Origin of the sequence: Caldimonas taiwanensis NBRC 104434, assembly GCF_001592165.1 — a bacterium.
Taxonomy (GTDB): domain Bacteria; phylum Pseudomonadota; class Gammaproteobacteria; order Burkholderiales; family Burkholderiaceae_C; genus Caldimonas; species Caldimonas manganoxidans.
Genome location: NZ_BCWK01000002.1, coordinates 208788 through 229848, shown reverse-complemented (window position 1 = coordinate 229848; position 21061 = coordinate 208788). Strand labels below are relative to the sequence as shown.

Sequence of the window (21061 nt, the reverse complement as noted above, 5' to 3'; positions counted from 1 at the left end):
TGCGGATCGGCCGCCCCTGCGCCGGGCAGGCGCAGCGGCCTGGCCGTACACTGGCGCCTTGCACATGGAGTGCCCCCGATGAAGAAACCTGCCCTGTGGGCCGCCGCCGTGGTGGCCGTGGTTCTTGCCGTCACTGGCTGGATGGCCCTGTCCCGAGATCAGGCTCCGGCCGTGGACTATGTGCTGCTGGACGGCCGCAAGGAAAACCTCGCCGAACTGCGCGGCAAGGTGGTGTTGGTGAATTTCTGGGCCACGAGCTGTGTGACCTGCGTGAAGGAAATGCCCGAGCTCGTCGAGACCTATCGCAAGTACCATGAGCGTGGGTTCGACCTGGTGGCCGTGGCGATGAGCTACGACCCGCCGGCCTATGTGTCCAACTTCACGCACAGCCGTCAACTGCCGTTCAAGGTGGCCATCGACAACACCGGCGAGGTGGCCCGACGGTTCGGCGAGGTCAAGCTCACGCCCACCACCTTCGTCGTGGACAAGCGCGGCCAGGTCGTCAAGCGCTATGTCGGCGAGCCCGACTTTGCGCAGTTGCACCAGCTCATCGAGCGCCTGCTGTCCGAAGCCTGATCAGGCGCGGGCCCGCACCCCGGCCAGGGCCGCGCCGATGATGAGCACCGCAGCGGCCACGATCCAGCCCGACACACTGCGTCCGGTGACCAGCACCAGCAGCACCGTGCTGGCCAGCGGTGTCAGATAGCTCAGGATGCCGATGCGCCGCGCATCGCCGGTCTTGAGCGCCTTGTCCCACAGGAAGAAGGCGGCCCCCAGGGGCCCCAACCCCATCAGCACGAGCAGGCCCCAGTCCTGTGCCGACAGTGCCACGCGCGGCTCCAGCGCCCAGTGGCAGATCAGCGACAGCCCGCCGGAGACCAGACCGAACAACCCGATGGCCGCCGTCGGGAAATGCGCCACGCGCCGCGTCCACAACGAATAACTCGCCCAGACGAAGGCCGAGCCCAGCGCCGCGACATAGCCCCAGGACCACCCCCCGGCCAACTCGCGCCCGCCGGCGATCGCCAGCGCCGCGCCGGCGAAGCCGGTCAGTGCGGCCCCCACATGCACCGGGCGCAGCCGCAGGCCGGGCAGGAACAGCGGGGCCATCACCACGATCAGGAGCGGCCACAGATAGTTCACCAAATTGGCCTCCACCGCCGGCGCGTGGCGCAGTGCGATGAACAGCAGGAAATGAAAACCGAACAGTCCATAGACCCCCAAAGCCAAGGTGCGCAGCGGAATGCGCCACTGCCGCCACGAGGGCCAGGCCGGCACGCTGCCCACCACCAGGGCGACGCCAGTGAGCAGAAAGGGCGGCACATGCGACAAGGCCACGCCCAAGGTGGCCAATGAGGCCCACAGCGCGATCGCGCCGAGGGCGTACAGGTGGGAAGCGGAACGGCCGCGGCTTGCAGTCGGGGTCTCGGAGTTCATGGCAGGCGAGCATAGCCGCGGGCGCGCGGCGCGATCGTCGCGCCACGCGGGTCGGTCGTCGCGCGATCACGGTTTGATAGGGCCTACGCCTCGAAACCAGGTTTCACCCCTGGATACGTCCAGGCCAGGCTCGCCCAAAGCGGATTGGCCTAGGATGCCAGGGCACGGACGGATCACCACAACATCAGGAGGAACCATGAACCGCCCCTTGTACTTCGAGTATCCGGTCCAAGTTGGCGATACCTTGCCGGCATTGATTCAAAGCGTCTATGGCAGCTCACCATCGTCTTGCCATCACGAAGACGTGCTGCAAACGCTCCAGGCGCTCAACCCCCATCTGCGCACGAACCCGCCTTTGCCCTTTGCACCCCGGAATGATCCTGAGATCGAGCGACTGTGTGCCCGCGCACGTGCCCGGCGGGGGGGAGGCCCTTGTGGCTTGAACCGGTGCAAGACCCATCGCAGCAGAGGGCTCTTTGGGTCTTGGCCTGGGCCCAGCACAGCAACCTGCTGTTGGCTCCAGGGGCTGTGGCCTTGGGGACGACATCGACGCTGATGAGCCCGGGCAACCTGGACCTGCTGCGCCGCATTGGCGACGACTACGCCCTGTACAAGCTCTTCGTTGAAACGGTGGCGAGCACGGTGGTGGGAGCGGGTTTCGGCCTTGTGGTCGGCTTGGACTGGGGTGCTTCCTGGGTGTAGCGCTTTATCAGCGTGGGCGCATGTCGGAGAAGGCTCGCCGATCCTCGAGCCGCGAAAGATCGGGGATCCAGTGATGCCTCGCTGGGCCGTCTCGGTGCCCAGGCGAGATCAGCCCCGACGCCGCAGCGCCGCCGTCAGCGCCGACGGTGAACGGTAGCCACAGCGCAGCGCCACCTCCTGCACCTGCAGACCCTGAGCGCGCAGCCGGCGGGCCGCGGCCAGGCGGCGTTCGCGCACGTAGGCCATCGGTGCCTGCCCGGTTTCGGCCAGGCACCGGGCGGTGAACTGTGAGGGGCTCAGGCAGGCCTGTGCCGCCAGGTCGGCCACGTCCAAGGGCTCGCCCAGGTGGGCGTCGATCCAAGCGTCCAGCCGCCCCCAGTCGATGGGCCGTCGCGTGCGGCGCGGCGCGGCGGCTTCGCTGGGCAATGTCGATAGCAGCAGCGCGGTGGCCGGGCCTTGCAGATCGGCCAGATCGTGGCGGCTGGCCAGGAAACGCAGCAGATGCAAGGCCGTCCCGTCCAGGGGCAGCACGCGACCGGCCAGGGCCGCAAGTGCCGGATGGGCGCTGTCGTTGGCATCGAGCACGAAGCAGGTGCTGCCGCCGGCGGACCAGAAGTCATGCCGCTGGCCGGGGGCGATGACCGCCAGGCGGCCGGCCACCACGCGCGTGCCGCGGCCTTCGATCTCCAGCTCCAAAGCGCCATGCCAGCCCCACAGGAGCTGGAAATGATCGTGGGCATGGCTGCCCTTCGATTCGCCGTACTGGCGCCGACTCAGGCGGGCGACCGCCTCCATGCTCAGACGGCGTCGGCCACGCCCGCTTGGTGCGCTTGCTGATCGGCGTGGTAACTGGAGCGCACCAGCGCGCCCACGGCGGCATGGGTGAAGCCCATCTCGTAGGCCTTTTGCTCGAACATCTTGAACACCTCGGGGTGCACATAGCGACGCACCGGCAGGTGGTGGTTCGAGGGGGCCAGATATTGGCCGATGGTGAGCATGTCGATGCCGTGTTCGCGCATGTCACGCATCACCTGGAGGATTTCTTCGTCGGTCTCGCCCAGACCGACCATCAGGCCGCTTTTGGTCGGCACATGGGGGGCGAATTCCTTGAAGCGCTTGAGCAGGTTCAGGCTGTACTGATAGTCTGAGCCCGGACGGGCTTCCTTGTACAGCCGCGGCACCGTCTCGAGGTTGTGGTTCATCACGTCGGGCGGCGCGGCCTTGAGGATCTCGAGCGCACGGTCCATGCGGCCGCGGAAGTCGGGCGTGAGGATCTCGATCTTGGTGTGGGGGGAGAGTTCGCGCGTGCGGCGGATGCACTCCACGAAATGGGCGGCGCCGCCGTCGCGCAGGTCGTCGCGGTCCACACTGGTGATCACCACGTACTTGAGCTTGAGTGCGGCAATCGTTTTGGCCAGGTTGATCGGCTCGTCGGGGTCCAGCGGGTCGGGGCGGCCGTGGCCCACATCGCAAAAGGGGCAGCGGCGGGTGCACTTGTCGCCCATGATCATGAAGGTGGCCGTGCCTTTGCCAAAGCACTCCCCGATGTTGGGGCAGGAGGCTTCCTCGCACACGGTGTGCAGCTTGTGCTCGCGCAGGATCTGCTTGATTTCGTAAAAGCGCGTGCTGGGCGAGCCGGCCTTGACGCGGATCCAGTCGGGCTTTTTGAGGGGGGCGGCCGGCACGATCTTGATGGGGATGCGCGCGGTCTTGGCCTGGGCCTTTTGCTTGGCCGTGGCGTCGTAGGTGCCGCTGGGCTGGACCTGGTGGACGACGTTGGAGGTGGACATGCGCGGGGTGCTCCGTCGCAGCCGGCCGGCTGCGGTGTCAGGGACTCAAATGGGCCTGCAGGCGTTCGCTCAGGCGGCTGGCCACCGTGTCCCAGTCGGTGGAAACCCCAAGTGTAGCCAAGTCGATGCTGCGCAGGCCGGCGTAGCCGCAAGGGTGGATGCGTTCGTAGGGGCTCAGGTCCATTGCCACGTTCAGGGCCAGGCCGTGGTAGCTGCGGTGTTGGCTGATTTTGAGGCCCAACGCGGCGATCTTGCCCAGACCGGCGAAGGGGTCGGGCCGGTCGGGCCGCAGGCGTGCGTGACCGAAGGGGTCGGCCAGATTCACATAGACGCCCGGCGCGCCGCTGACGCGATGGCCGGTCACGCCGAAGCTGTCGAGCGTCTGGATCACGGCCTGCTCGAGCCGGTGGACATATTCCTTCACGTAGAGGCCCAATCGGCGCAAATCGACCAGAGGGTAAGCGACCACTTGGCCGGGGCCGTGGTAGGTCACCTGGCCGCCTCGGTTGGTGGACACCACCGGGATGTGTCCCGGGGCGAGCAGATGCTCGGTCTTGCCGGCCAACCCCAGGGTAAAGACCGGCGGATGCTCGCACAGCCACAGCTCGTCGGGGCTGTCCGCGGTGCGTGATTCGGTGTAGGCCTGCATGGCCTCGACGGTGGGCAGATATTCGACGCGCCCGAGCCAACGGATCTCCATGGTCGAGAGTCTATCGGCCTGGCACGAGCGGCTGGGCATCCACGCGGCTGGCCGGGTCATCGCCTTTGGGGTACCGTGCTTAAGGTGCGGGGACCATGCCCCCGGCAGGAGACGGCCATGAGGTGGACCCAGCCAACACGGATGCGCAGCGGCCGGATGCCGGCCCTGAAGATCTTGGCGCTGGCCTGTGGCTTGGTGCTGCTGCAAGCGGTCTGGGTCCCGCCGGTTTTCGGGGCCGATGGCGGCGTGAGGTCGCCGAGCCCGCCGCGCGGCGTGCAGGATCGGCGCGAGATCTTCGAGGCCCTTGCCGATCACCAGGCCGGGCGCTGGGCGCAGGCCGAGCGCCGGTTCACTGCCTTGGCCGAGCAGGGCAGCCCGGTGGGCCGCTACAACTTGGCGATGATGCATGTGCGCGGCGAGACCGCCCGGCCCGACATCGGCAAGGCGATCGCGCTGCTGGAAGCCTCGGCGGCCCAAGGCTTCGTGCGCTCCGAACATGCCTTGGGCGAGATTTATGAGCGCGGCCTGACCGGCCGGGCCGACCATGCGCGCTCGGTGCAGTGGTACTCGAAGGCGGCTGCTCGCGGGCATGTGGAGGCCCAAGTGGCCGTTGGCACGGCCTACTACTTGGGGCGTGGCGTGCCTCAGGACTGGGCCCAGGCGGCACAGTGGTATCGCCGTGCGGCATGGCAAGGCGACATGGCGGCGCAGTACTTGCTGGCGTCGATGTACGAAAAGGGCCTGGGCGTGCCCAAGGATGTTCGCCAGGCGCGTGATTGGTACGAGGCGGCTGCTGCGAGCGGGGATGAGATCGCGCCGTACAAAGTCGAGGAAATGGACGCGCTGTTGCGCGGGCGGGCGCTTTGAGGCGCGTGCTTGGAGGCGTGTTACAGCACCACTTTGACCATCGGATGCGAGCTCAGCGCCTGGTACAACCCATCGAGCTGTTCGCGGCTGGTGGCCGTCACCGTCAGGGTCAGGCCCAGGTAGTTCGCGCTGCGGCTGGGGCGCATTTCGATCGTCGCCGGGTCGAAACTCGGGTCGAAGCGCAAAGCCACCTCGACCATGGCCGCGGCGAATCCATCGACATTGGGGCCCATCACCTTGATGGGGAAGGCGCTGGGGTATTCGATCAGGGAGCGGTCGGGGCTCATATCGATTGTTCGGCCTTGGCGCGCTGATAGGCTTCGTACAGGCGGGCATAGACCGGCCCGGGCTTGCCTTTGCCGGCGCCGTGCCCCACGGGCTGGCCATCCAGGCGCGTGACCGGCAGCACTTCCTTGGTGGCCGAGGACAGCATGATTTCGTCGGCGGCAAACACCTCGGCCTCGCTGATGGGGCGCAGGTTGAAGCCAATGCCCAGTTCTTCGCACAGCTCGGCGATCAAGCCATAGCGGATGCCTTCGAGCACGTGCTCGCTCTTGGGCGGGCCCAGCACGGCGCCTTCTTGCACGATCCACACATTGCTGGCCGAGGCTTCGGTGAGGTGGCCGTTGCGGAACAGGATGGTCTCGGCAGCTCCTTGATCGGCCGACATTTGGCGCGCCAGCACATTGCCGAGCAAGGAAATCGACTTGATGTCGCCGCGCTCCCAGCGGAAGTCACGCGCGGTGGTGCAGGCCACACCGGCATGGCGTTGCTCGGGGGTGGCGGGCTTCATCGTGCTGACCATCATGAAGACGGTGGGCGCGATGTCCGGCGGCATCACATGGTCGCGCAGGGCCACGCCGCGGGTCAGCTGCAGGTAGACGAGCTGATCGCGGGCGCCTTCCTGCTCGGCATGCGCCGCGATGAGCTTGCGCATGCGCTGCAGCCACTCCATGCGCGAGTGCGGATTGGGGATGCGCAGCTTGGCCAGCGAGCGTTCCAGTCGCGCCATGTGCTCCTCGAAGCGGAACAGACGCTGCCCGTACACCGGCACGACCTCATAGCAGCCGTCGCCGAAGATGAAGCCACGGTCCAAGACGGACACCTTGGCATCGCACAGGCGCAGGTACTCGCCATTGAGGTAGCACAGGGTGTCGGGCAAGGCTTGCATGATCGGCTCCTTCGGTGCGGCGCGAACGAGGGTAAGAGATTACTGGATCCACAGCCGGATGGCATCCCAGGCGCGGCCGAGCAGACCGGCCTCGGGCACGGCATCCTGGACCACCAGAGGGGTTTCGGTGATCACGGAGTCGCCCAGCAGCACCTTGATGCGGCCCACCGTCTGCCCTTGTTGCAGCGGGGCCACCAGCGGGTCGATGCGCTCGATTTTGGTGGTGATTTTGTCCCCTTGACCACGCGGCACGGTCACGAACAGAGGGGCTGCCGCTCCCAGCCGGGCCTTGGGGGCCTTGCCCTTCCACACCGGCGGCTCGACCACGGCTTGGCCGCCGTCGAACAAGCGCAGCGTGTCGAAGGCCTGGAAGCCCCAGTTGAGCAGGCGCTGGCTTTCGTTGGCGCGCGCTTCCATCGAGGTGGTGTTGAGCACCACGCTGAGCAGGCGGCGCTTGCCGTTGGGGAATTCGCGCTGCGCCGAGGCAATCAGGCAGTAGCCGGCGGCTTCGGTGTAGCCGGTCTTGAGACCATCCACGCTGGGGTCGCGGCGCAACAGCAGGTTGCGGTTGGGCTGGGTGATGTTGTTGAAGCGGAACTCGCGAATCGAGTACATCGGATAGTACTCGGGAAAATCGGTGATCAGCCGTGAAGCCAGCACCGACAGATCGCGCGCAGTGCTGTGGTGGCCGGGCTCGGTCATGCCGGTGACGTTGGCAAAGCGCGTGTTCTTCAGGCCCATACGCTGGGCCTCGCGGTTCATCAGCTCCACGAAGGCCTCCACGCTGCCGGCCACGCCTTCGGCCAGGGCGACCGAAGCGTCGTTGCCGGATTGCACGATCATGCCCTTGAGCAGATCTTCCACCTTCACGCGCATGCGCGGTTCGATGAACATCACCGAGGCGCCGCCCTTGCGTTCGTTCCAAGCGCGCACCGAAACCGGCAGTTCTTGTTCCAGCGACAGGCGCTTGTCGCGCAGCGCGCTGAAGACCACATAAGCGGTCATCAGCTTGGTCAGTGAGGCCGGGTCCGAGGGGGTGTCCGGCTCGCGGGCAGCCAGCACTTGGTTGCTGTTCATGTCCAGCAGCACATAAGACTTGGCCGCCACGTCTGGGGGCGGTAGCGGCTGCGCGGAAGACAGCGCGGCCCATGCCAGTGAAGCAATGGTCAGCAAGGAGGCAATCAGTCGTTTCATCGGTGTGGAGTCGGTTCAGGTGCGGCGGGCGCGGACCCGACGGTGTGTGCGCACACCGCCTCAGGCCAGGGCACGCAGCACCAAGGTCTTCAGCAGTGGCAGCTGCCCGTGGAAAAAGTGGCCCACTCCGGGCACGACCACGATGGGCAGGTGCTGCGGTCGAGCCCAGTCCAGCGTGGATTGCAAAGGCACCACCTCGTCGAGCTCCCCATGGATCACGACCGTGTGGGCCGGCACGGGCGCCACTTGGAAATTGCCGGTGGCCGGGCCGACCAGCACCAGGTGGGTCACCGGCTCGCCCAGTCGCCAAGCAGCGTGTGAGGCCACATAAGCCCCGAAAGAGAATCCGCCCAGGGCCAAAGGTTCCCCGTTCTGCCGGCACTGATCGATCACGGCCATCATGTCGTCGATCTCGCCCCGGCCGGCGTCCCAGCCGCCTTGCGATCGTCCCACGCCGCGGAAGTTGAAGCGCAACGTGCGCCAGCCGCGCTGCACGAAGGCGCGCGCCAGGGTCTGCACGACTTTGTTGTCCATCGTGCCCCCGTGCAAGGGGTGCGGGTGCGCCAACACGGCCAGCCCGCAGGCAGGCCCGCTGCTGGGGGTATCGACGGCACATTCGAGCTCACCGCTTGGGCCGGGGAGCTGAAATTTTTCGGTCTGGGCGTTCATCGGCCGACATCGGGAGGCAGCAGCAGCCGCTCGACGATTTCACCGTGCTGCAAATGGCGCTCGACGATCTCGTCGATGTCGGCGAGATCGACATAGGTGTACCACGTGGCTTCGGGATAGATGACCACCACCGGGCCGCCAGCGCAGCGATCCAGGCAGCCGGCCCGGTTCACCCGCACCCGGCCTGGGCCGGCCAGGCCGGCGGCCTTGACGCGGGACTTGCAGTGATCGAAGGCGGCCTCGGCGGCCCGATCGGCGCAACAGGACTGGCCGTTGTCACGCTGGTTCAGGCAGAAGAAGACGTGGCGCTCGTAATAACTCATCGGAGGATTTTAAGGGGCGCGCTCCCGCGCGGCCGCGCGGCCGATCAGATAGACCAGCACGGCATATGGCCACAGCCAGCCGACCCATTGGGCCAGGCCATGGAAGCGGATGAAGCGGCCCTGTTCCCAGGCTGCCAGGCTTTGGGCGTAGTAGGGATCGGCGGGCGCGTCGTTGACGAAGCCGGCCAGTGCGGTGATGGCCACCAAGCCCAGCGCAGCGGCCGCGCGCGTCGGCACGGGGATGAGCGCCAGCGCGATGGCCGTCCCCACGGTCAGCCCCACCGGGGTGGCCGGCGTGATCCAGGCCAGTGCATGCTGCGGGCCATAGCTCAGCGCGGTGGACAAGGTGGTCGTGGCAAAGCCCAGCGCCAGCGCGCCGGCCACCAACACCAAGCGCGGCCAGCGCGGCGGGCTGATCGAGAAGGCCAACAGGCACGGCGCCAGCAGGCCCAGGGCCACCACCACCAGCTCGGTGACCGCGGGCAGCTTGGCCACGGCGCTGGCCACCGGGGCCTGGATCCAGCCTTCCAAGGCGCTGCCTTGCAAGGCGCGCGCCACCAGATCGTCCACCCGGTCGGCCACTTGGCCCACGCCCAGCGGCGCCGGGGTGGGAAACAGCAGGGCCGAGGGCCACAGCAGCAACAGCGTCAAGCCGCCGGCGCTGCGTTCGATGAACCAGCGCTCACGCAAGGCCTGCCAGCGCCCCAGCGCGCCCATGGCCTGTAAGGCCAGCATGGCCAGCGCGCCGGCAGCGGTGCCCAGCGCGTTGAGGGCCCAGTCCAGGTTGGACGGCACGCGCTGCGGCAGGAAGTTTTGCAGCGTCTCCATGGCGCCGGACAGCAGCATGCCGCAGCCCAAGGCCAGGCCCAAGGCCCAGCCGCGCGAGCGGCCGCCGCGCAATGCCGCACCGGCCACGGCCATCCCCAAGGGCAGGTAGCCCAGCAGATTGGAGATGAGGTCGAAGCCGGTCCACCAGCGCGGCCAGGGCTCCAGCATGAAGGCCCACAGCGGCTGATGGGGGGTGACCCAGTCGCCGAAGGGGTACAGGCTCGCATAGACGATGAGCGCGGCATACAGCAGCGCCAGCGGCACCAACGAACTGCGATGAGCCGGCACCGGCGCCTCGCTTAGAAGGGCTTGAGCACCACCAGCAGCACGACGGCCAGCAGCACGACCACTGGCACCTCATTGAACCAGCGGTACCACACATGGGATCGGGACGAGGACGGGGACTGCTCGAAGCCGCGCAGCAGGCGACGGCACCCGTGGTGGTAGCCGATGAGGCCCAGCACCAGCGCGAGCTTGGCATGCATCCAGCCGCTGCCGGGACCGCGCCCGATGCCAAAGCCCAGCCATAGCCACAGGCCCAAGCCCAGGGCCGGCAGCATCAGCAGCGACATGAAGCGATAGAGCTTGCGCGCCATCAGCAGCAGGCGCTCGCGCTCGGCATGGCTGTCGGGGCTGACCTGCGCCAGATTCACGAAGATGCGCGGCAGGTAGAACAGACCGGCAAACCAGCCGACGACAAAGACGATGTGCAGGGATTTGACCACGGCGTAGAGCATGCGCCGGATGATAGCCACCCTGGCCGGGCGTCGGTGCGATGACCGACCGCAGCGCGGGCGGGCCCAAAGCGTCGCCCAAAAAGAAAGAGCCCCAGTCGGGGACTGGGGCTTCAAAGCCTTATCGCTGTCATCACGGTAAGGCACCTGCTCAGGGAGGAAAAGCAGGGAATGACCGTCTTGCGACGTATCATTCACATGTGAGCTTATCACAGATTGATGACCGGCTGGAGGACCCCAGTGATCCACTCGGGCATGGAAAACACCAGCTTTTCACGCTTTCGAACGCTTGTTACCTAGGACACAGCCTTGGCTTTCCCTGCTTCCTTCCCGGCGGCCCGCCCCCGCCGGCTGCGACGTGACGATGCCACGCGCCGCTTGGTGCGCGAACATGCCCTGCGGGCCGACGATTTGATCTTGCCGGTGTTCGTGCTCGACGGACAGGGGCAGGCCCAGGAGGTGGCCTCGATGCCAGGCGTGCAGCGCCTCAGCCTGGACCGCCTGCTGCCACTGGCCGAGCGTTGCCTGGCTTTGGGCGTGCCGGCCATGGCGCTGTTCCCGGTCGTCGAGCCAGCGCTCAAAACGCCCGATGGCCGCGAAGCCCTCAATCCCGAGGGCTTGGTGCCGCGGGTGGTGCGCGAGCTCAAGCGCCGCTTCCCCGAGCTGTTGCTGATGACCGATGTGGCGCTCGATCCGTACACCAGTCATGGCCAGGACGGGCTGTTGGACGACACCGGCTACATCCTGAACGACGAGACGGTGCAGGTGCTGGTGCGCCAGGCTTTGGTGCAGGCGCAAGCCGGGGTGGACATCGTGGCGCCTTCGGACATGATGGACGGACGCATCGGCGCGATCCGCCAATCGCTGGAGGCGCAAGGGTTCATCCACACCCGCATCATGGCTTACAGCGCCAAATACGCTTCGGCGTTCTACGGCCCTTTCCGCGATGCCGTGGGCTCGGCCGCCCAGCTGGGCAAGAGCGACAAGAAGGTCTATCAGATGGACCCGGCCAACGGCGACGAGGCGTTGCGCGAGGTGGCGCTGGACATCGCCGAAGGCGCCGACATGGTGATGGTCAAACCCGGCCTGCCGTACCTGGACATCGTGCGCCGGGTCAAGGACGAATTTCGCATGCCTACTTTTGCCTACCAGGTCAGCGGGGAGTATGCGATGCTCAAGGCCGCCGCGGCCCAGGGCTGGCTGGACCATGACGCGGTGATGATGGAGTCGTTGCTGGCCTTCAAGCGGGCCGGCGCCGATGGGGTGCTGAGCTACTTCGCGCTGGAGGCCGCGGCGCGACTGAAGGCCTGATGCGCATCTTCCACGTCCGCCCCGACGGCTTCGAAGAACGGTCGGCGCTGCCGGCGGCCCTGCCCGAGAGCGGTTACCTCTGGCTCGGGCTCACGCGCAGCGAGTTCGAGGCCGACATCGCCCGGGTGCAGTCCTGCTTGCAAGCCTGGACCGGCGGGCCCTTGGTGGACTTGCATGTCTCCGACTTGCTCAACCCGCAGCTGCCCTCGCACTTCGAGGACACGCCGTGGTATGACGTGCTGGTGTTCCGGCGTTTGGCCGCCGGTGCGGGCACGAGCGAGCTGTTCCTCGGTGAGACGGGCGGCGGCGATTTGCAAAGCGCGCGGCGCGCGCTGGAGGCGATCGACACCCGCCCAGTGGGTTTTGTGGTCTTCGACCGCGTGCTGCTGACCGTGCATCCGGCCGATTGTCTGGTGCTGGAGCATTTTGCTCAGCGCTACACCCAGATCGCCCAAGGCCAGGCCGATCCCCGCGCCGAAGGCCGACCGGTGGCCGTGCGTCTGCCAAGCAGCCCGGCCGATCAGATGCTGCGCATGGTCAACCACATCGTGGATGGCTATCTGGAGCTGCGGCGGCTGCTGACGCGCCAGTTCGGCGTGCTGCAACAGGCGTTGTTCAATCCGCGGGCTCGGTTCCGAAGCTGGCCGTTGCTGCTCGATGCGCGCAATACCTTGCATCTGCTGGAAGACATTTGCGAAGACCAGCGCAATGCGATCCAAGAGTGGATCGATGCCTTGCAGGAGTGGCCTCCCGAGACCACGCCGCAGGCGCGGCGCGAGCGCGAGCTGCTGCGGCTGCGTTCACGCGATGTGCTCGAGCACATCGAGCGCGTGCTCAGCCATGTGCGTCGGCTGGAGTCTTCGGCCGAGACGGCGGTGCAGATGCACTTCTCGGCGCAGAGCAACCGCACCAACGACATCATGCGCACGCTCACCGTGCTGACGGCCATCTTCTTGCCGCTGAACCTGATCACCGGCATTTTCGGCATGAACTTCGACCGCATGCCGCTGATCCACCAGGCCACGGGAGTGTGGATCGCCTTGGGTCTGATGGCCGCCATCGGTCTGGGCTTGGGCCTGTTCTTTTGGCGCAAGCGCTACCTGGGCACGCGGCTCTGAGCCTGCGCCTCAGGCCCGCGTCTGCAGTGTGTCCAGGGCCAGGCAGAGATCCTCCCAGGACTTGGCTTTCTCGGTCAGGTTGCGCAGCACATACGCCGGGTGGTAGGTGACGATGACCGGCACGCCTTCGTAGTCGTGCACCCGCCCGCGCAGCCGGCCGATGGGCTCGTCACTGCGCAGCAGCGACTGCGCCGCAAAGCGCCCCATGGCCAGAATGATGCGCGGCTTGACCAAGGCCACTTGGCGTTTCAGGAACGGCTCGCATTGGGCCACTTCCTGCGGCGTGGGATTGCGGTTGCCCGGTGGCCGGCATTTGAGCACGTTGCAGATGTAGACCTGCTGCGCGGGCGGGGCTGGCTGGCGGGTCAGGCCGATGGCGCGCAGCATGTTGTCCAGCAGGCGGCCGGCTTGGCCGACGAAGGGCTCGCCCTGACGATCTTCGTGTTCGCCGGGGGCTTCGCCGACGATCATCCAGTGCGCCTGTTCATGCCCCACGCCGAACACGGTGTGGTGGCGGCTCTCGCACAGCGCACAGGCTCGGCAGCCGGCCACGGCTGCGCGCAGGGTGGGCCAATCCATCTGTTCGACCCCGCTGGGGCGGGTGCCGCGCGGCAGCGGGGTCTCGGGCGCGCGGGGCGCCTCCTCAGAGGCCGGATCGGGCCCCGTGGGTTCGGCCACGTGGAACGCTGGCGGCAGCGTGGCGGCATCGGCTCGGCGCAGCACCCAGGCCGTGAGCCCCATTTCGCGCAACAGGGCCACTCGACGATCGTCCAGGCTCATGGGCAGATCCTCACAGCGGCAGGCTCATCAGCAGCGCGTCTTCGCGCAAGCCCCGTGCGGCCGGATAGTAGCCGCGGCGCAGCCCCACCTCGGCGAACCCATAGCGCTCATACAGCCGCCGCGCCCGGTGGTTGCTTGGGCGCACCTCCAGCCACAGTTGGGCGGCGCCTTCGCGGCGTGCCATCTCGCACAGGCGATCGAGCATCCAGACGGCATGGCCGCGTCCTTGCTGCGACGGGGCCACGGTGAGGTTGAGCAAGTGCATTTCCTCCACGCCCCGCATGGCCAGGAAGTAGCCGATCATCGGGCCGCCGCCCTCGCGCAGCCACCATGCCGCATGGCCGGCAGCCAGGGAGTCGATGAAATTGCCGCGGGTCCAGGGAAATTCATAGGCCTGCACCTCGATGGCCAGCAAGGCATCGAGGTCTTCCAGGCGCAGGGGTTCCAGGCGACGGCCTGCGGATTGGAGCGCGGCGTTCATGTCAGGGCGCGGCGCAAGGCATCGCGCTCGGCGGTGGTTTGCGCCACCTTGTCGCGCACGTACAGGGGCAGGGCCAGGGCCGCGTCGATCGCCTCGCCGCGCTGCCAGGCCGCCAGCGCCAGCGCCAGCAAGGCCGGTGCGCTGGGGACGGCCGTGGCCAGCACGGCGCGGCCGCCGCCGTCCAGCCGCCCCCCCAGCGCGGCGGGGGCATTGCCCGCCAGCGCGGCCTGTGGATCGGCGCGCAGCAGGGCATTGAAATCCTCGGGGTCGTACAAGGCCGGCGCGCTCAGGGTGAGCCAGCGCTGGCCGTCGTGCTGGTAGCGGGCGGCATAGAGCTGGCCCATGCGCGCATCTTGTGCCGCCCAGATCTCGGTGTGTCCCTGGGCGCGGCGCGCATCTTCGGCCACCACGAGCAAGGTGTCCACCGGGATCACAGGGCAGCCGGCACCGAGCGCCAGGCCCTGCGCCACCGAGCAGGCCGTGCGCAAACCGGTGAACGCGCCTGGGCCGCGGCCGAAGGCGATCGCATCGAGGTCTCGCGGGGCGATTGCGGCCTCCTGCAGCAGCCCTCGCACGGCCGGCAGCAGTGTGGCCGAGGCTCGAGCGCCGCCTGGGCCGGTGTAGATGCGCTGCTGGCCGTTGCAGCGCAGGCCCAGGTGCACGGTCTCGGTGGCCGTCTCGATGGCCAGCAGGCAGGGTTCGTGTGCACGGGTGGACATGCCCAGAGTGTAGCTGCCGGGATAATCCGGGCATGCATGCTGCTGCGTTGTCATCGATGTGGCGCCGCATTCGGGGGCGAAGCGGTGCTTGGGGCGTTTGGCGTGGGGCCGTGTGGGCTTGGGGCTGGGTGCTGCTGCACGGGCCGGTGCCGGCCCAGACGGCGCCGCCAGCATTGCCGCCGGCCGTGGAAGCGGCTCTGGCGCAGGCCCAGCTGCCGCCGCAGGCCTTGTCGGTCGAGGTGGTGCCGCTCGGCGGCGGCAGCCCTCGTTTGAGCTACCGGGCCGAGGCGCCGGTCAACCCGGCGTCGCTGATGAAGCTCATCACCACCTATGCCGCGCTGGACTTGCTCGGGCCGGCCTACACCTGGTCCACCCCGGTGTATGTCGAGGGGCGGGTCAGCGACGGTGTGTTGCACGGCACGCTGTATCTGCAAGGCCAAGGCGATCCGAAGCTGGTGGTGGAGCGGCTGTGGCTGTTGCTGCGCCGGGTGCAGCAGTTGGGGATACGCGAGATTCGGGGCGACATCGTTCTCGATGGCTCGGCATTCGAGGTGCCGCCCGGGGACCCCGGCGCGTTCGACGAGGAGCCTTGGCGACCGTACAACGTGCTGCCCGATGCGTTGCTGATCAACTACAAGTCCATCGTGCTGGGCTTCGTGCCCGATGTGGCCCGCGGGCGGGCCTGGGTCACGGTGGAGCCGCCGCTGCACGGCTTTGCGGTCGATCCTTGGGTGCCTTTGGACTTCGGCGCCGCATGCTCCGACTGGCGCGCTCAGCTGCGGGCCGAGCTGGGCGACCCCAGCCGCTTGCGCTTTCGTGGGGCTTATCCGGCGCGCTGTGGCGAGAACTCATGGGCCATCGCCCATGCCGATCCACGCCGCTACAACGCGCAGGCCGTGCTGGGTGTGTGGCTCAGCCTGGGCGGGCAGTTGTCGGGCACCGTGCGCGAGGGTCGGGTGCCCGAGGGGCTGACGCCGGTGCTGGCGGCCACCTCGCCCCCGCTGGCCGAAGTGGTGCGCGACATCAACAAGTTCAGCAACAACGTGATGGCCCGCCAGCTGTTTCTGACCCTGGGGCGCGAGCGCCGTGGGCGGGGCGACTTGACCTCCTCGCGCGCCGTGGTCGAAGACTGGTTGCGCGGCCGGCTGGGCGGGCCCGATCCCAGCGTGGTGCTGGACAACGGTGCCGGGCTTTCACGCGAAGCGCGCGCCAGCGCGGCATTCTTCACCCGGCTGCTGCAGTCGGCCTGGGCCGACCCGGTGATGCCCGAGTTCATCGCCTCTTTGCCCGCCAGTGGCCGCGACGGCACCTTGCGGCGCAGCCGGATCGAGCCGGGCCGCGCCTATCTGAAGACCGGTTCGTTGCGGGATGTGGCCGCTTTGGCCGGCTATGTGCTGGGCGACAGCGGGCAGCGCTACAGCTTCGTGGCCATCGTCAACCACCCAAGGGCCGCGGCCGCCCGGCCGGTGTTGGAGGCCTTGGTGGCCTGGGCCATGCACGACCGGCCCTTGGGCGTGGGACGGTCGCCTCAATAGGGATGCCGCTCGGCGCGCTGCCAGGCCAGGTTGCCGATCAGGCGGTTCATCTGGGGGCTGAAGTACAGATCGTCGGCCCACACGTACACATAAGCACCCAAGCTGGTGTTGTAGTCCGACTGCACGGTCGAGGTCGAACAATCCAGGGCGGGTGTCACGGTGCACGCCGCCGTGCCTTCATGGGTGAAGTGATAGCCGGTGTTGCTGTCGCCATCGGTGGCCAGACGCACCAGATTGTTCACCTGGGCGTAGGCGGCTTTGCGGCTGTTGTTGCCGAAGCTGTTGTAGAAGCCAGAGTTGTAGGCGTCGGTCAAGGCCTTGAGCAAGGTGCGCCCGCTGACGGGTTCGGCCAGTCCGCGCGGGGTCTTGCCCTGGTTGACCACGTCGATGGCCAGCACGCGCGCATCGCGATCCACCAGTTGCTGCACCAGCCGGCCGAAGTCGGCCCCGCGGTCGCAGGCTTCGCGCAGCGTGGTCGGCAGACTGCCTTGGCTGCACAGGCCTTCATCTTGGTAGTCGGGCGGCACGACCGAGGGGTTTTGTTGGTACAGCTCCCACACGTCTTGCGCGCCCACTTGGATCAACACCATGTCGCCGGTGCCCAGGTTGGACAGCTGGGCTTCGACCTGGGCCCGCACGTCGGCCAGCTTCCACGTGGCATCGGCATAGAGCTGCGCGATGCGGTTGCCGCTCAGTCCGCCGGGGTTGCAGGCGGCGAAGGCAAAGCCATAGTTTTCCGCCACGATTTGATTCCAGCTGCGCGTGTACTGGCAGTTGGACAGGTCGTTGACGGTGTACTTGCGTCCGTCGCTGGCCATGGCGCTGTGGCCATCGCCAAAGGAGAACAGCCGGGTCGGTTGGAAAGGGTTGTAGACATCGCCGCCACAGCTGGCCAATGTCAAGGCGGCCATGGCGGCCAGTGTTCGACGCTGCCAAGCGGCGACGAAAGACGACAAAGACATGCACACTCCAGTCAACATGGAAGGGGTCAGGCCGCGGCGGCGCGGATCAGTCGGTCGCGTACGCCGTCCCATTCAGGGCCTGGGGGCGGGCTTTCGACCCAGATGATGCGCGCGCCGCGTGCGTCGAAGTCGCGCAACGCCGCAAACAGCTCCCGCGCGGCCGAGGCGGCATCCTCGGGCATGGCTCGAAACAGCATGCCGGGGGCCGGGCGCACCGTGCGGGCATACAAGGCCACCGGGCCGGGCGAGTCGGCCCACACCTGCAGGGCCGTGCGCAGCACGTCGGTGCTCATCAGACGCACCGTGGCCCGAGGAGCGTAGTGGGCCTTCAGCGTGCCCGGGGCCCGCGGGGCCTGCGCGTCACGGTCGAGCAGGGGCTCGCCCAAAGCCGCTTCGATTTGCGCGCGGGTGAGGGTTCCGGGGCGCAACAGCACCGGGCGGCCCCGTGAGCAGTCGATGATGGTCGATTCGATGCCCACCGGGCAGGGGCCGCCGTCGAGCACCAGCACGTCCTCACCGAATTCGGCGGCCACATGGGCGGCGGTGGTCGGGCTGACCCGGCCGAAGCGGTTGGCGCTGGGCGCAGCCAGCCCGAGCAGGCCGCGCCGACTGGCCGCTTGCAGCAGGGCCTGAGCCAGTGGATGGGCCGGGCAGCGCAGGCCGATGGTGTCTTGGCCGCCGGCAGCGGCCGTGGCCACGCCGTCGCGCCGGGGCACGATCACGGTCAGGGGGCCGGGCCAGAAGGCATCCATCAGCCGCTGGGCGGCCGGCGGCACGGCTCGGGCCAGCGGCAGGGCGGCTTCGGCATTGGACACATGCACGATCAGCGGATGATCCGTAGGCCGGCCTTTGGCCGCGAAAATGCCCCGCACGGCCTCGTCGCGGCCGGCATCGGCGCCCAGGCCGTAGACCGTTTCGGTGGGAAAGGCCACGAGGCGCCCTGCAGCCAGCGCCTCCAGGGCCTGGTCCAACTGGGCGGCTTGCGGGCCGTCGAGGATGCGTGCCATGCCGTTCCTCACCACGGGTCGATGCCCAGCCGTTCGGCGCAGCGACGCGCCACGTCGTCGGCCTGGGCTGCGGTGGGCGCCGTCACGGTCAGGTGACCCATTTTGCGCCCCGGCCGCGCCGTGAGTTTTCCGTACAAGTGCAGATGCACCCCCGGCAAGGCCAGCACCTCGGCCCAGGCGGGTTCGCGCTCGCGCCCTTGCGCGTCGAACCACAGCTCGCCCAACAGGTTGAGCATCACGGCCGGGGAGTGCTGGCGCGGGGCCACCAGCGGCAGCCCGGTCATCGCACGCACCTGCAGCTCGAATTGCGACACGTCGCAGGCGTCCAGCGTGTAATGGCCCGAGTTGTGGGGCCGCGGCGCCATTTCGTTGGCCAGCAGCCGACCGTCGCGCAGCACGAAGAATTCCACGCACAGCACGCCCACATAGTGCATCGAGGCGGCCAGCTGTTCGGCCGCGCCGATGGCCTGGGCCTGCAGCTCGGGGCCCACGTCGGGCGCCGGGGCGGTCGTGACGGCCAGAATCCCGCGTCGATGCAGATTGCGCTGTACCGGGAAGTGCACCACCTCGCCCTGGGCATTGCGGGCGACGATCACGCTCAGCTCGAAGGCCAGGTCCAAGCGCTGCTCGAGCACGCAAGGCACTCGGCCGAGCTGCTCCCAGGCGGCGGCCAGGTCTTGCGGTGTCTGCACCAGGACTTGGCCCTTGCCGTCGTAGCCCAGGCGGGCGGTCTTGAGCAGGCCCGGCAGCAAGGCCGGATCGACGGCGGCGAGCTGTTCAGCGGTTTCGATCACGGCATGGGGCGCGCAGGGCACGCCACAGCGCTGGAAATGGGCTTTTTCCAGGGCGCGGTCCTGACAGATGGCCACCGCCTGGGCGCTGGGGGCGACCGGGCGATGGGCTTGGAGCGTCATCAGCGCTGCCGAGGGCACGTTTTCGAATTCGGTGGTGATGGCCACACTGCGCTGCATCAGCTGTGCCAGGCCTTGCTCGTCCAAGTAGTCGGCTCGGATGTGGTGGTGGGCCACCAGCCCGGCCGGGCTGTTCCCATCCGGATCGAGCACGACCGTGAAATAGCCCAGGGTCTGGGCGGCATGGACGAACATGCGGCCGAGTTGGCCTCCGCCCATCACCCCCAGGGTGGCTCCAGGCAGCACCGTCGCGCTCATGCCGCGGCTCCCGGCGGCGGCAGGCTCATCGCACGCGCGGCCTCGGTTTGCCGGGCGCGGAAGTCCAGCAGCTTGTCGCGCAGCGCGGCGTCTTCGTTGGCCAGCAGGGCCACGGCGAACAAGGCGGCATTGGCCGCGCCGGCCGCCCCGATGGCGAAGGTGGCCACCGGGATGCCTTTGGGCATTTGCACGATGGAGTGCAGCGAATCGACCCCTTGCAAGTGCTTGCTGGGCACCGGCACGCCCAGCACCGGCACCACCGTTTTGGCCGCCAGCATGCCCGGCAGGTGCGCGGCCCCGCCGGCGCCGGCGATGAGGGCTTTGAGGCCGCGGGGCGCGGCTTGCTCGGCATAACGGAACATGTCGTCGGGCATGCGGTGGGCAGAAACCACCCGTGCCTCGTAAGGCACGCCGAAGTCGGCGAGAATCTGGGCAGCGTGCTGCATGACGTCCCAATCGCTGTTGGAACCCATGACCACACCGATGAGGGGCGAAGCACTCGACAAGGACGGCTCCAGGCTGGGCAGAAATCGCGATTTTAGGCGGGGCTGAGAACGGAAGGTTCCGTCCTCGGCGTCGCCCGTGAGGCTGCCTCGCCTCTTTTGAACGGCGTTGCCATGATCGACATCACTTTGCAGAACTTTGAAACCGAGGTGCTCCAAGCCTCGATGTCCCGCCCCGTGCTGCTGGACATTTGGGCTCCTTGGTGCGGGCCCTGCCGCACCTTGGGCCCCTTGCTCGAGAAGCTCGAAACCCAATACGGGGGCCGCTTCGTGCTGGCCAAGCTCAATTCCGACGAGCAGCCCGAGATCGCTGGCCAGCTCTCACAGATGTTCGGGGTGCGTTCCATCCCGTTTTGCGTGATGTTTCGTGACGGCCAGCCCGTCGATGGTTTCGTCGGCGCCTTGCCCCAGGCGCAGATCCAGCAATTCCTGGACAAGCATGTGCCCAGCCCGGCCGAGCTGCAAGCCGAGGAGGAGACCGAAGAAGCGCTGGAATTGGCGGCCGAGGGCCATACCGACGCCGCTTTGGAGAAGCTGCAGCAGGCCGTGGCCATCGATCCGGCCAATGATGCGGCGCGCTTCGATTATGTGAAGCTGTTGCTGGAACGCGGCCAGCTGGCCGAGGCGCGTGCGGCTTATGAGCCGGTGGCTTCCAAGGCGGCGGTGGATGCGCGCTTGGCCGCCCTCGGGCTGTACCTGGAGGCCTGCCAGGCAGCTGCGCAGGCCCGCTCGCCGCAGGCGCTGGCCGAGGCGATCGCGGCCAACAAACGCGACTTCGACGCCCGCTACGAGCTGGCCCAGGTGCACTTTGCGGCCGGCCGCTTCACGCAGGCCATGGACGAGCTGCTCGAAATTTTGATGCGCGACAAGGCCTGGAAGGATGGTCTGGCGCGCAAGACCTATGTGGCCGTCCTGGAGATGATGAGCAAGCCGGCGCCCAAGCCGGCGGCCACCGAGGTCAAGGGCACGCTGGAGCTGACCGGCAAGACCGCGGTGACGCCGGCCGATCCGGTCGTCGAGCAATACCGCCGCAAGCTGTCGATGACGCTGTTTTGAGGCGG

Annotated in this window: 25 protein-coding genes; 7 read left to right on the top strand and 18 right to left on the bottom strand. The window is 67.9% G+C overall.

The genetic code is table 11. The features are described from left to right. Positions 1-78 precede the first annotated feature (78 nt). A complete protein-coding gene (locus CTA01S_RS02800) occupies positions 79-576 on the top strand; it encodes a TlpA family protein disulfide reductase (protein WP_019560622.1) in 498 nt (165 codons plus the stop codon). On the opposite strand, the gene CTA01S_RS02795 is transcribed toward CTA01S_RS02800, so the two are convergent. Next, positions 577-1437, bottom strand: a complete 861-nt coding sequence (locus CTA01S_RS02795; RefSeq protein ID WP_062191933.1) for a DMT family transporter — start codon at positions 1435-1437, stop codon at positions 577-579. Positions 1438-1884: 447 nt separating this feature from the next. Between CTA01S_RS02795 and CTA01S_RS02790 the strand changes: the two genes are divergently transcribed. Then, positions 1885-2139 (top strand): hypothetical protein, encoded by a 255-nt coding sequence (locus CTA01S_RS02790; RefSeq protein ID WP_198150752.1) that lies wholly within the window; start codon positions 1885-1887, stop codon positions 2137-2139. Between the two features lie 108 nt (positions 2140-2247). Here the strand turns inward: CTA01S_RS02790 and CTA01S_RS02785 are convergent, their stop codons facing one another. From CTA01S_RS02785 to lipB, 3 genes are read right to left on the bottom strand one after another with little or no spacing between them, the layout of a single operon-like run. Then, entirely contained in the window at positions 2248-2934 is a 687-nt protein-coding gene (locus CTA01S_RS02785; protein WP_062191923.1) for a helix-turn-helix domain-containing protein, read from the bottom strand. Between the two features lie 2 nt (positions 2935-2936). Beyond that, entirely contained in the window at positions 2937-3929 is a 993-nt protein-coding gene (gene lipA / locus CTA01S_RS02780) for a lipoyl synthase (protein WP_019561829.1), read from the bottom strand. 37 nt (positions 3930-3966) lie between these two features. Next, positions 3967-4629 (bottom strand): lipoyl(octanoyl) transferase LipB, encoded by a 663-nt coding sequence (gene lipB / locus CTA01S_RS02775; RefSeq protein ID WP_019561828.1) that lies wholly within the window; start codon positions 4627-4629, stop codon positions 3967-3969. Positions 4630-4746: 117 nt separating this feature from the next. Here lipB and CTA01S_RS02770 point away from each other — a divergent pair, with 117 nt between their 5' ends. After that, entirely contained in the window at positions 4747-5496 is a 750-nt protein-coding gene (locus tag CTA01S_RS02770; RefSeq protein ID WP_084362266.1) for a tetratricopeptide repeat protein, read from the top strand. Between the two features lie 20 nt (positions 5497-5516). Here CTA01S_RS02770 and CTA01S_RS02765 read toward each other — a convergent pair whose 3' ends face one another. Genes CTA01S_RS02765 through CTA01S_RS02735 form a run of 7 tightly spaced genes read right to left on the bottom strand, consistent with a single transcriptional unit; the run spans position 5517 to position 10418 of the window. Further along, a complete protein-coding gene (locus CTA01S_RS02765; RefSeq protein WP_019561826.1) occupies positions 5517-5783 on the bottom strand; it encodes a YbeD family protein in 267 nt (88 codons plus the stop codon). Continuing rightward, positions 5780-6667, bottom strand: coding sequence for a D-amino acid aminotransferase (locus CTA01S_RS02760; RefSeq protein WP_019561825.1), 888 nt, complete (start codon positions 6665-6667; stop codon positions 5780-5782). Before CTA01S_RS02760 ends, CTA01S_RS02765 begins: the two co-directional genes overlap by 4 nt. Before the next feature lie 39 nt (positions 6668-6706). Further along, positions 6707-7861, bottom strand: a complete 1155-nt coding sequence (locus CTA01S_RS02755) for a D-alanyl-D-alanine carboxypeptidase family protein (protein WP_062191916.1) — start codon at positions 7859-7861, stop codon at positions 6707-6709. Between the two features lie 60 nt (positions 7862-7921). Beyond that, the gene (locus CTA01S_RS02750) at positions 7922-8530 is read right to left on the bottom strand and encodes an alpha/beta hydrolase (RefSeq protein ID WP_019561823.1); all 609 of its coding nucleotides are present in this window, start codon (positions 8528-8530) and stop codon (positions 7922-7924) included. Continuing rightward, positions 8527-8853 (bottom strand): (2Fe-2S) ferredoxin domain-containing protein, encoded by a 327-nt coding sequence (locus CTA01S_RS02745; RefSeq protein WP_062191913.1) that lies wholly within the window; start codon positions 8851-8853, stop codon positions 8527-8529. The genes CTA01S_RS02750 and CTA01S_RS02745 overlap by 4 nt, the downstream gene beginning before the upstream one ends. A gap of 9 nt (positions 8854-8862) precedes the next feature. Further along, positions 8863-9969 (bottom strand): VanZ family protein, encoded by a 1107-nt coding sequence (locus CTA01S_RS02740; RefSeq protein WP_026330332.1) that lies wholly within the window; start codon positions 9967-9969, stop codon positions 8863-8865. An 11-nt stretch (positions 9970-9980) separates the two neighbouring features. Further along, positions 9981-10418, bottom strand: coding sequence for a CopD family protein (locus CTA01S_RS02735; protein WP_062191909.1), 438 nt, complete (start codon positions 10416-10418; stop codon positions 9981-9983). 306 nt (positions 10419-10724) lie between these two features. Here CTA01S_RS02735 and hemB point away from each other — a divergent pair, with 306 nt between their 5' ends. Both hemB and CTA01S_RS02725 read left to right on the top strand, forming a co-directional pair. Next, positions 10725-11726 (top strand): porphobilinogen synthase, encoded by a 1002-nt coding sequence (gene hemB, locus CTA01S_RS02730; protein WP_062191905.1) that lies wholly within the window; start codon positions 10725-10727, stop codon positions 11724-11726. Beyond that, positions 11726-12844 carry a magnesium transporter CorA family protein gene (locus CTA01S_RS02725; RefSeq protein WP_062191901.1) on the top strand — a complete coding sequence of 373 codons (1119 nt, stop codon included), beginning with the start codon at positions 11726-11728 and terminating at the stop codon, positions 12842-12844. Before hemB ends, CTA01S_RS02725 begins: the two co-directional genes overlap by 1 nt. Positions 12845-12853: 9 nt before the next feature. On the opposite strand, the gene CTA01S_RS02720 is transcribed toward CTA01S_RS02725, so the two are convergent. The 3 genes from CTA01S_RS02720 to tsaB are packed head-to-tail and all read right to left on the bottom strand — an operon-like array spanning position 12854 to position 14824. Continuing rightward, positions 12854-13624, bottom strand: coding sequence for a uracil-DNA glycosylase (locus CTA01S_RS02720; protein WP_062191896.1), 771 nt, complete (start codon positions 13622-13624; stop codon positions 12854-12856). Positions 13625-13634: 10 nt separating this feature from the next. After that, complete coding sequence (rimI, locus tag CTA01S_RS02715) at positions 13635-14105, bottom strand: ribosomal protein S18-alanine N-acetyltransferase (protein WP_062191891.1); 471 nt, start codon at positions 14103-14105, stop codon at positions 13635-13637. After that, complete coding sequence (gene tsaB, locus CTA01S_RS02710) at positions 14102-14824, bottom strand: tRNA (adenosine(37)-N6)-threonylcarbamoyltransferase complex dimerization subunit type 1 TsaB (RefSeq protein WP_062192166.1); 723 nt, start codon at positions 14822-14824, stop codon at positions 14102-14104. The genes rimI and tsaB overlap by 4 nt, the downstream gene beginning before the upstream one ends. Positions 14825-14856: 32 nt before the next feature. Here tsaB and dacB point away from each other — a divergent pair, with 32 nt between their 5' ends. Continuing rightward, entirely contained in the window at positions 14857-16359 is a 1503-nt protein-coding gene (gene dacB / locus CTA01S_RS02705; protein ID WP_232300969.1) for a D-alanyl-D-alanine carboxypeptidase/D-alanyl-D-alanine endopeptidase, read from the top strand. Here the strand turns inward: dacB and CTA01S_RS02700 are convergent. Genes CTA01S_RS02700 through purE form a run of 4 tightly spaced genes read right to left on the bottom strand, consistent with a single transcriptional unit; the run spans position 16353 to position 19970 of the window. After that, a complete protein-coding gene (locus CTA01S_RS02700) occupies positions 16353-17321 on the bottom strand; it encodes an SGNH/GDSL hydrolase family protein (protein WP_062191888.1) in 969 nt (322 codons plus the stop codon). The genes dacB and CTA01S_RS02700 overlap by 7 nt on opposite strands. Positions 17322-17347: 26 nt before the next feature. Then, on the bottom strand, positions 17348-18328 hold the full coding sequence (locus tag CTA01S_RS02695; protein WP_062191884.1) for an L-threonylcarbamoyladenylate synthase: 981 nt from the start codon (positions 18326-18328) through the stop codon (positions 17348-17350). Between the two features lie 8 nt (positions 18329-18336). Beyond that, positions 18337-19497, bottom strand: coding sequence for a 5-(carboxyamino)imidazole ribonucleotide synthase (locus CTA01S_RS02690; protein WP_062191881.1), 1161 nt, complete (start codon positions 19495-19497; stop codon positions 18337-18339). Then, entirely contained in the window at positions 19494-19970 is a 477-nt protein-coding gene (gene purE, locus CTA01S_RS02685; protein WP_062191878.1) for a 5-(carboxyamino)imidazole ribonucleotide mutase, read from the bottom strand. Before purE ends, CTA01S_RS02690 begins: the two co-directional genes overlap by 4 nt. 144 nt (positions 19971-20114) lie before the next feature. Here purE and CTA01S_RS02680 point away from each other — a divergent pair, with 144 nt between their 5' ends. Further along, the gene (locus tag CTA01S_RS02680) at positions 20115-21056 is read left to right on the top strand and encodes a tetratricopeptide repeat protein (protein WP_019561809.1); all 942 of its coding nucleotides are present in this window, start codon (positions 20115-20117) and stop codon (positions 21054-21056) included. Positions 21057-21061 lie beyond the last annotated feature (5 nt).

What these genes read in the sequence shown, in the direction of transcription:
- CTA01S_RS02800 (WP_019560622.1), top strand. Translation starts at nt 79, where the DNA reads ATGAAGAAACCTGCCCTGTGGGCCGCCGCCGTGGTGGCCGTGGTTCTT.
- CTA01S_RS02795 (WP_062191933.1), bottom strand. Translation starts at nt 1,437, where the DNA reads ATGAACTCCGAGACCCCGACTGCAAGCCGCGGCCGTTCCGCTTCCCAC.
- CTA01S_RS02785 (WP_062191923.1), bottom strand. Translation starts at nt 2,934, where the DNA reads ATGGAGGCGGTCGCCCGCCTGAGTCGGCGCCAGTACGGCGAATCGAAG.
- lipA (WP_019561829.1), bottom strand. Translation starts at nt 3,929, where the DNA reads ATGTCCACCTCCAACGTCGTCCACCAGGTCCAGCCCAGCGGCACCTAC.
- lipB (WP_019561828.1), bottom strand. Translation starts at nt 4,629, where the DNA reads ATGGAGATCCGTTGGCTCGGGCGCGTCGAATATCTGCCCACCGTCGAG.
- CTA01S_RS02770 (WP_084362266.1), top strand. Translation starts at nt 4,747, where the DNA reads ATGAGGTGGACCCAGCCAACACGGATGCGCAGCGGCCGGATGCCGGCC.
- CTA01S_RS02765 (WP_019561826.1), bottom strand. Translation starts at nt 5,783, where the DNA reads ATGAGCCCCGACCGCTCCCTGATCGAATACCCCAGCGCCTTCCCCATC.
- CTA01S_RS02760 (WP_019561825.1), bottom strand. Translation starts at nt 6,667, where the DNA reads ATGCAAGCCTTGCCCGACACCCTGTGCTACCTCAATGGCGAGTACCTG.
- CTA01S_RS02755 (WP_062191916.1), bottom strand. Translation starts at nt 7,861, where the DNA reads ATGAAACGACTGATTGCCTCCTTGCTGACCATTGCTTCACTGGCATGG.
- CTA01S_RS02750 (WP_019561823.1), bottom strand. Translation starts at nt 8,530, where the DNA reads ATGAACGCCCAGACCGAAAAATTTCAGCTCCCCGGCCCAAGCGGTGAG.
- CTA01S_RS02745 (WP_062191913.1), bottom strand. Translation starts at nt 8,853, where the DNA reads ATGAGTTATTACGAGCGCCACGTCTTCTTCTGCCTGAACCAGCGTGAC.
- CTA01S_RS02735 (WP_062191909.1), bottom strand. Translation starts at nt 10,418, where the DNA reads ATGCTCTACGCCGTGGTCAAATCCCTGCACATCGTCTTTGTCGTCGGC.
- CTA01S_RS02725 (WP_062191901.1), top strand. Translation starts at nt 11,726, where the DNA reads ATGCGCATCTTCCACGTCCGCCCCGACGGCTTCGAAGAACGGTCGGCG.
- CTA01S_RS02720 (WP_062191896.1), bottom strand. Translation starts at nt 13,624, where the DNA reads ATGAGCCTGGACGATCGTCGAGTGGCCCTGTTGCGCGAAATGGGGCTC.
- rimI (WP_062191891.1), bottom strand. Translation starts at nt 14,105, where the DNA reads ATGAACGCCGCGCTCCAATCCGCAGGCCGTCGCCTGGAACCCCTGCGC.
- tsaB (WP_062192166.1), bottom strand. Translation starts at nt 14,824, where the DNA reads ATGTCCACCCGTGCACACGAACCCTGCCTGCTGGCCATCGAGACGGCC.
- dacB (WP_232300969.1), top strand. Translation starts at nt 14,857, where the DNA reads ATGCATGCTGCTGCGTTGTCATCGATGTGGCGCCGCATTCGGGGGCGA.
- CTA01S_RS02700 (WP_062191888.1), bottom strand. Translation starts at nt 17,321, where the DNA reads ATGTCTTTGTCGTCTTTCGTCGCCGCTTGGCAGCGTCGAACACTGGCC.
- CTA01S_RS02695 (WP_062191884.1), bottom strand. Translation starts at nt 18,328, where the DNA reads ATGGCACGCATCCTCGACGGCCCGCAAGCCGCCCAGTTGGACCAGGCC.
- CTA01S_RS02690 (WP_062191881.1), bottom strand. Translation starts at nt 19,497, where the DNA reads ATGAGCGCGACGGTGCTGCCTGGAGCCACCCTGGGGGTGATGGGCGGA.
- purE (WP_062191878.1), bottom strand. Translation starts at nt 19,970, where the DNA reads ATGGGTTCCAACAGCGATTGGGACGTCATGCAGCACGCTGCCCAGATT.
- CTA01S_RS02680 (WP_019561809.1), top strand. Translation starts at nt 20,115, where the DNA reads ATGATCGACATCACTTTGCAGAACTTTGAAACCGAGGTGCTCCAAGCC.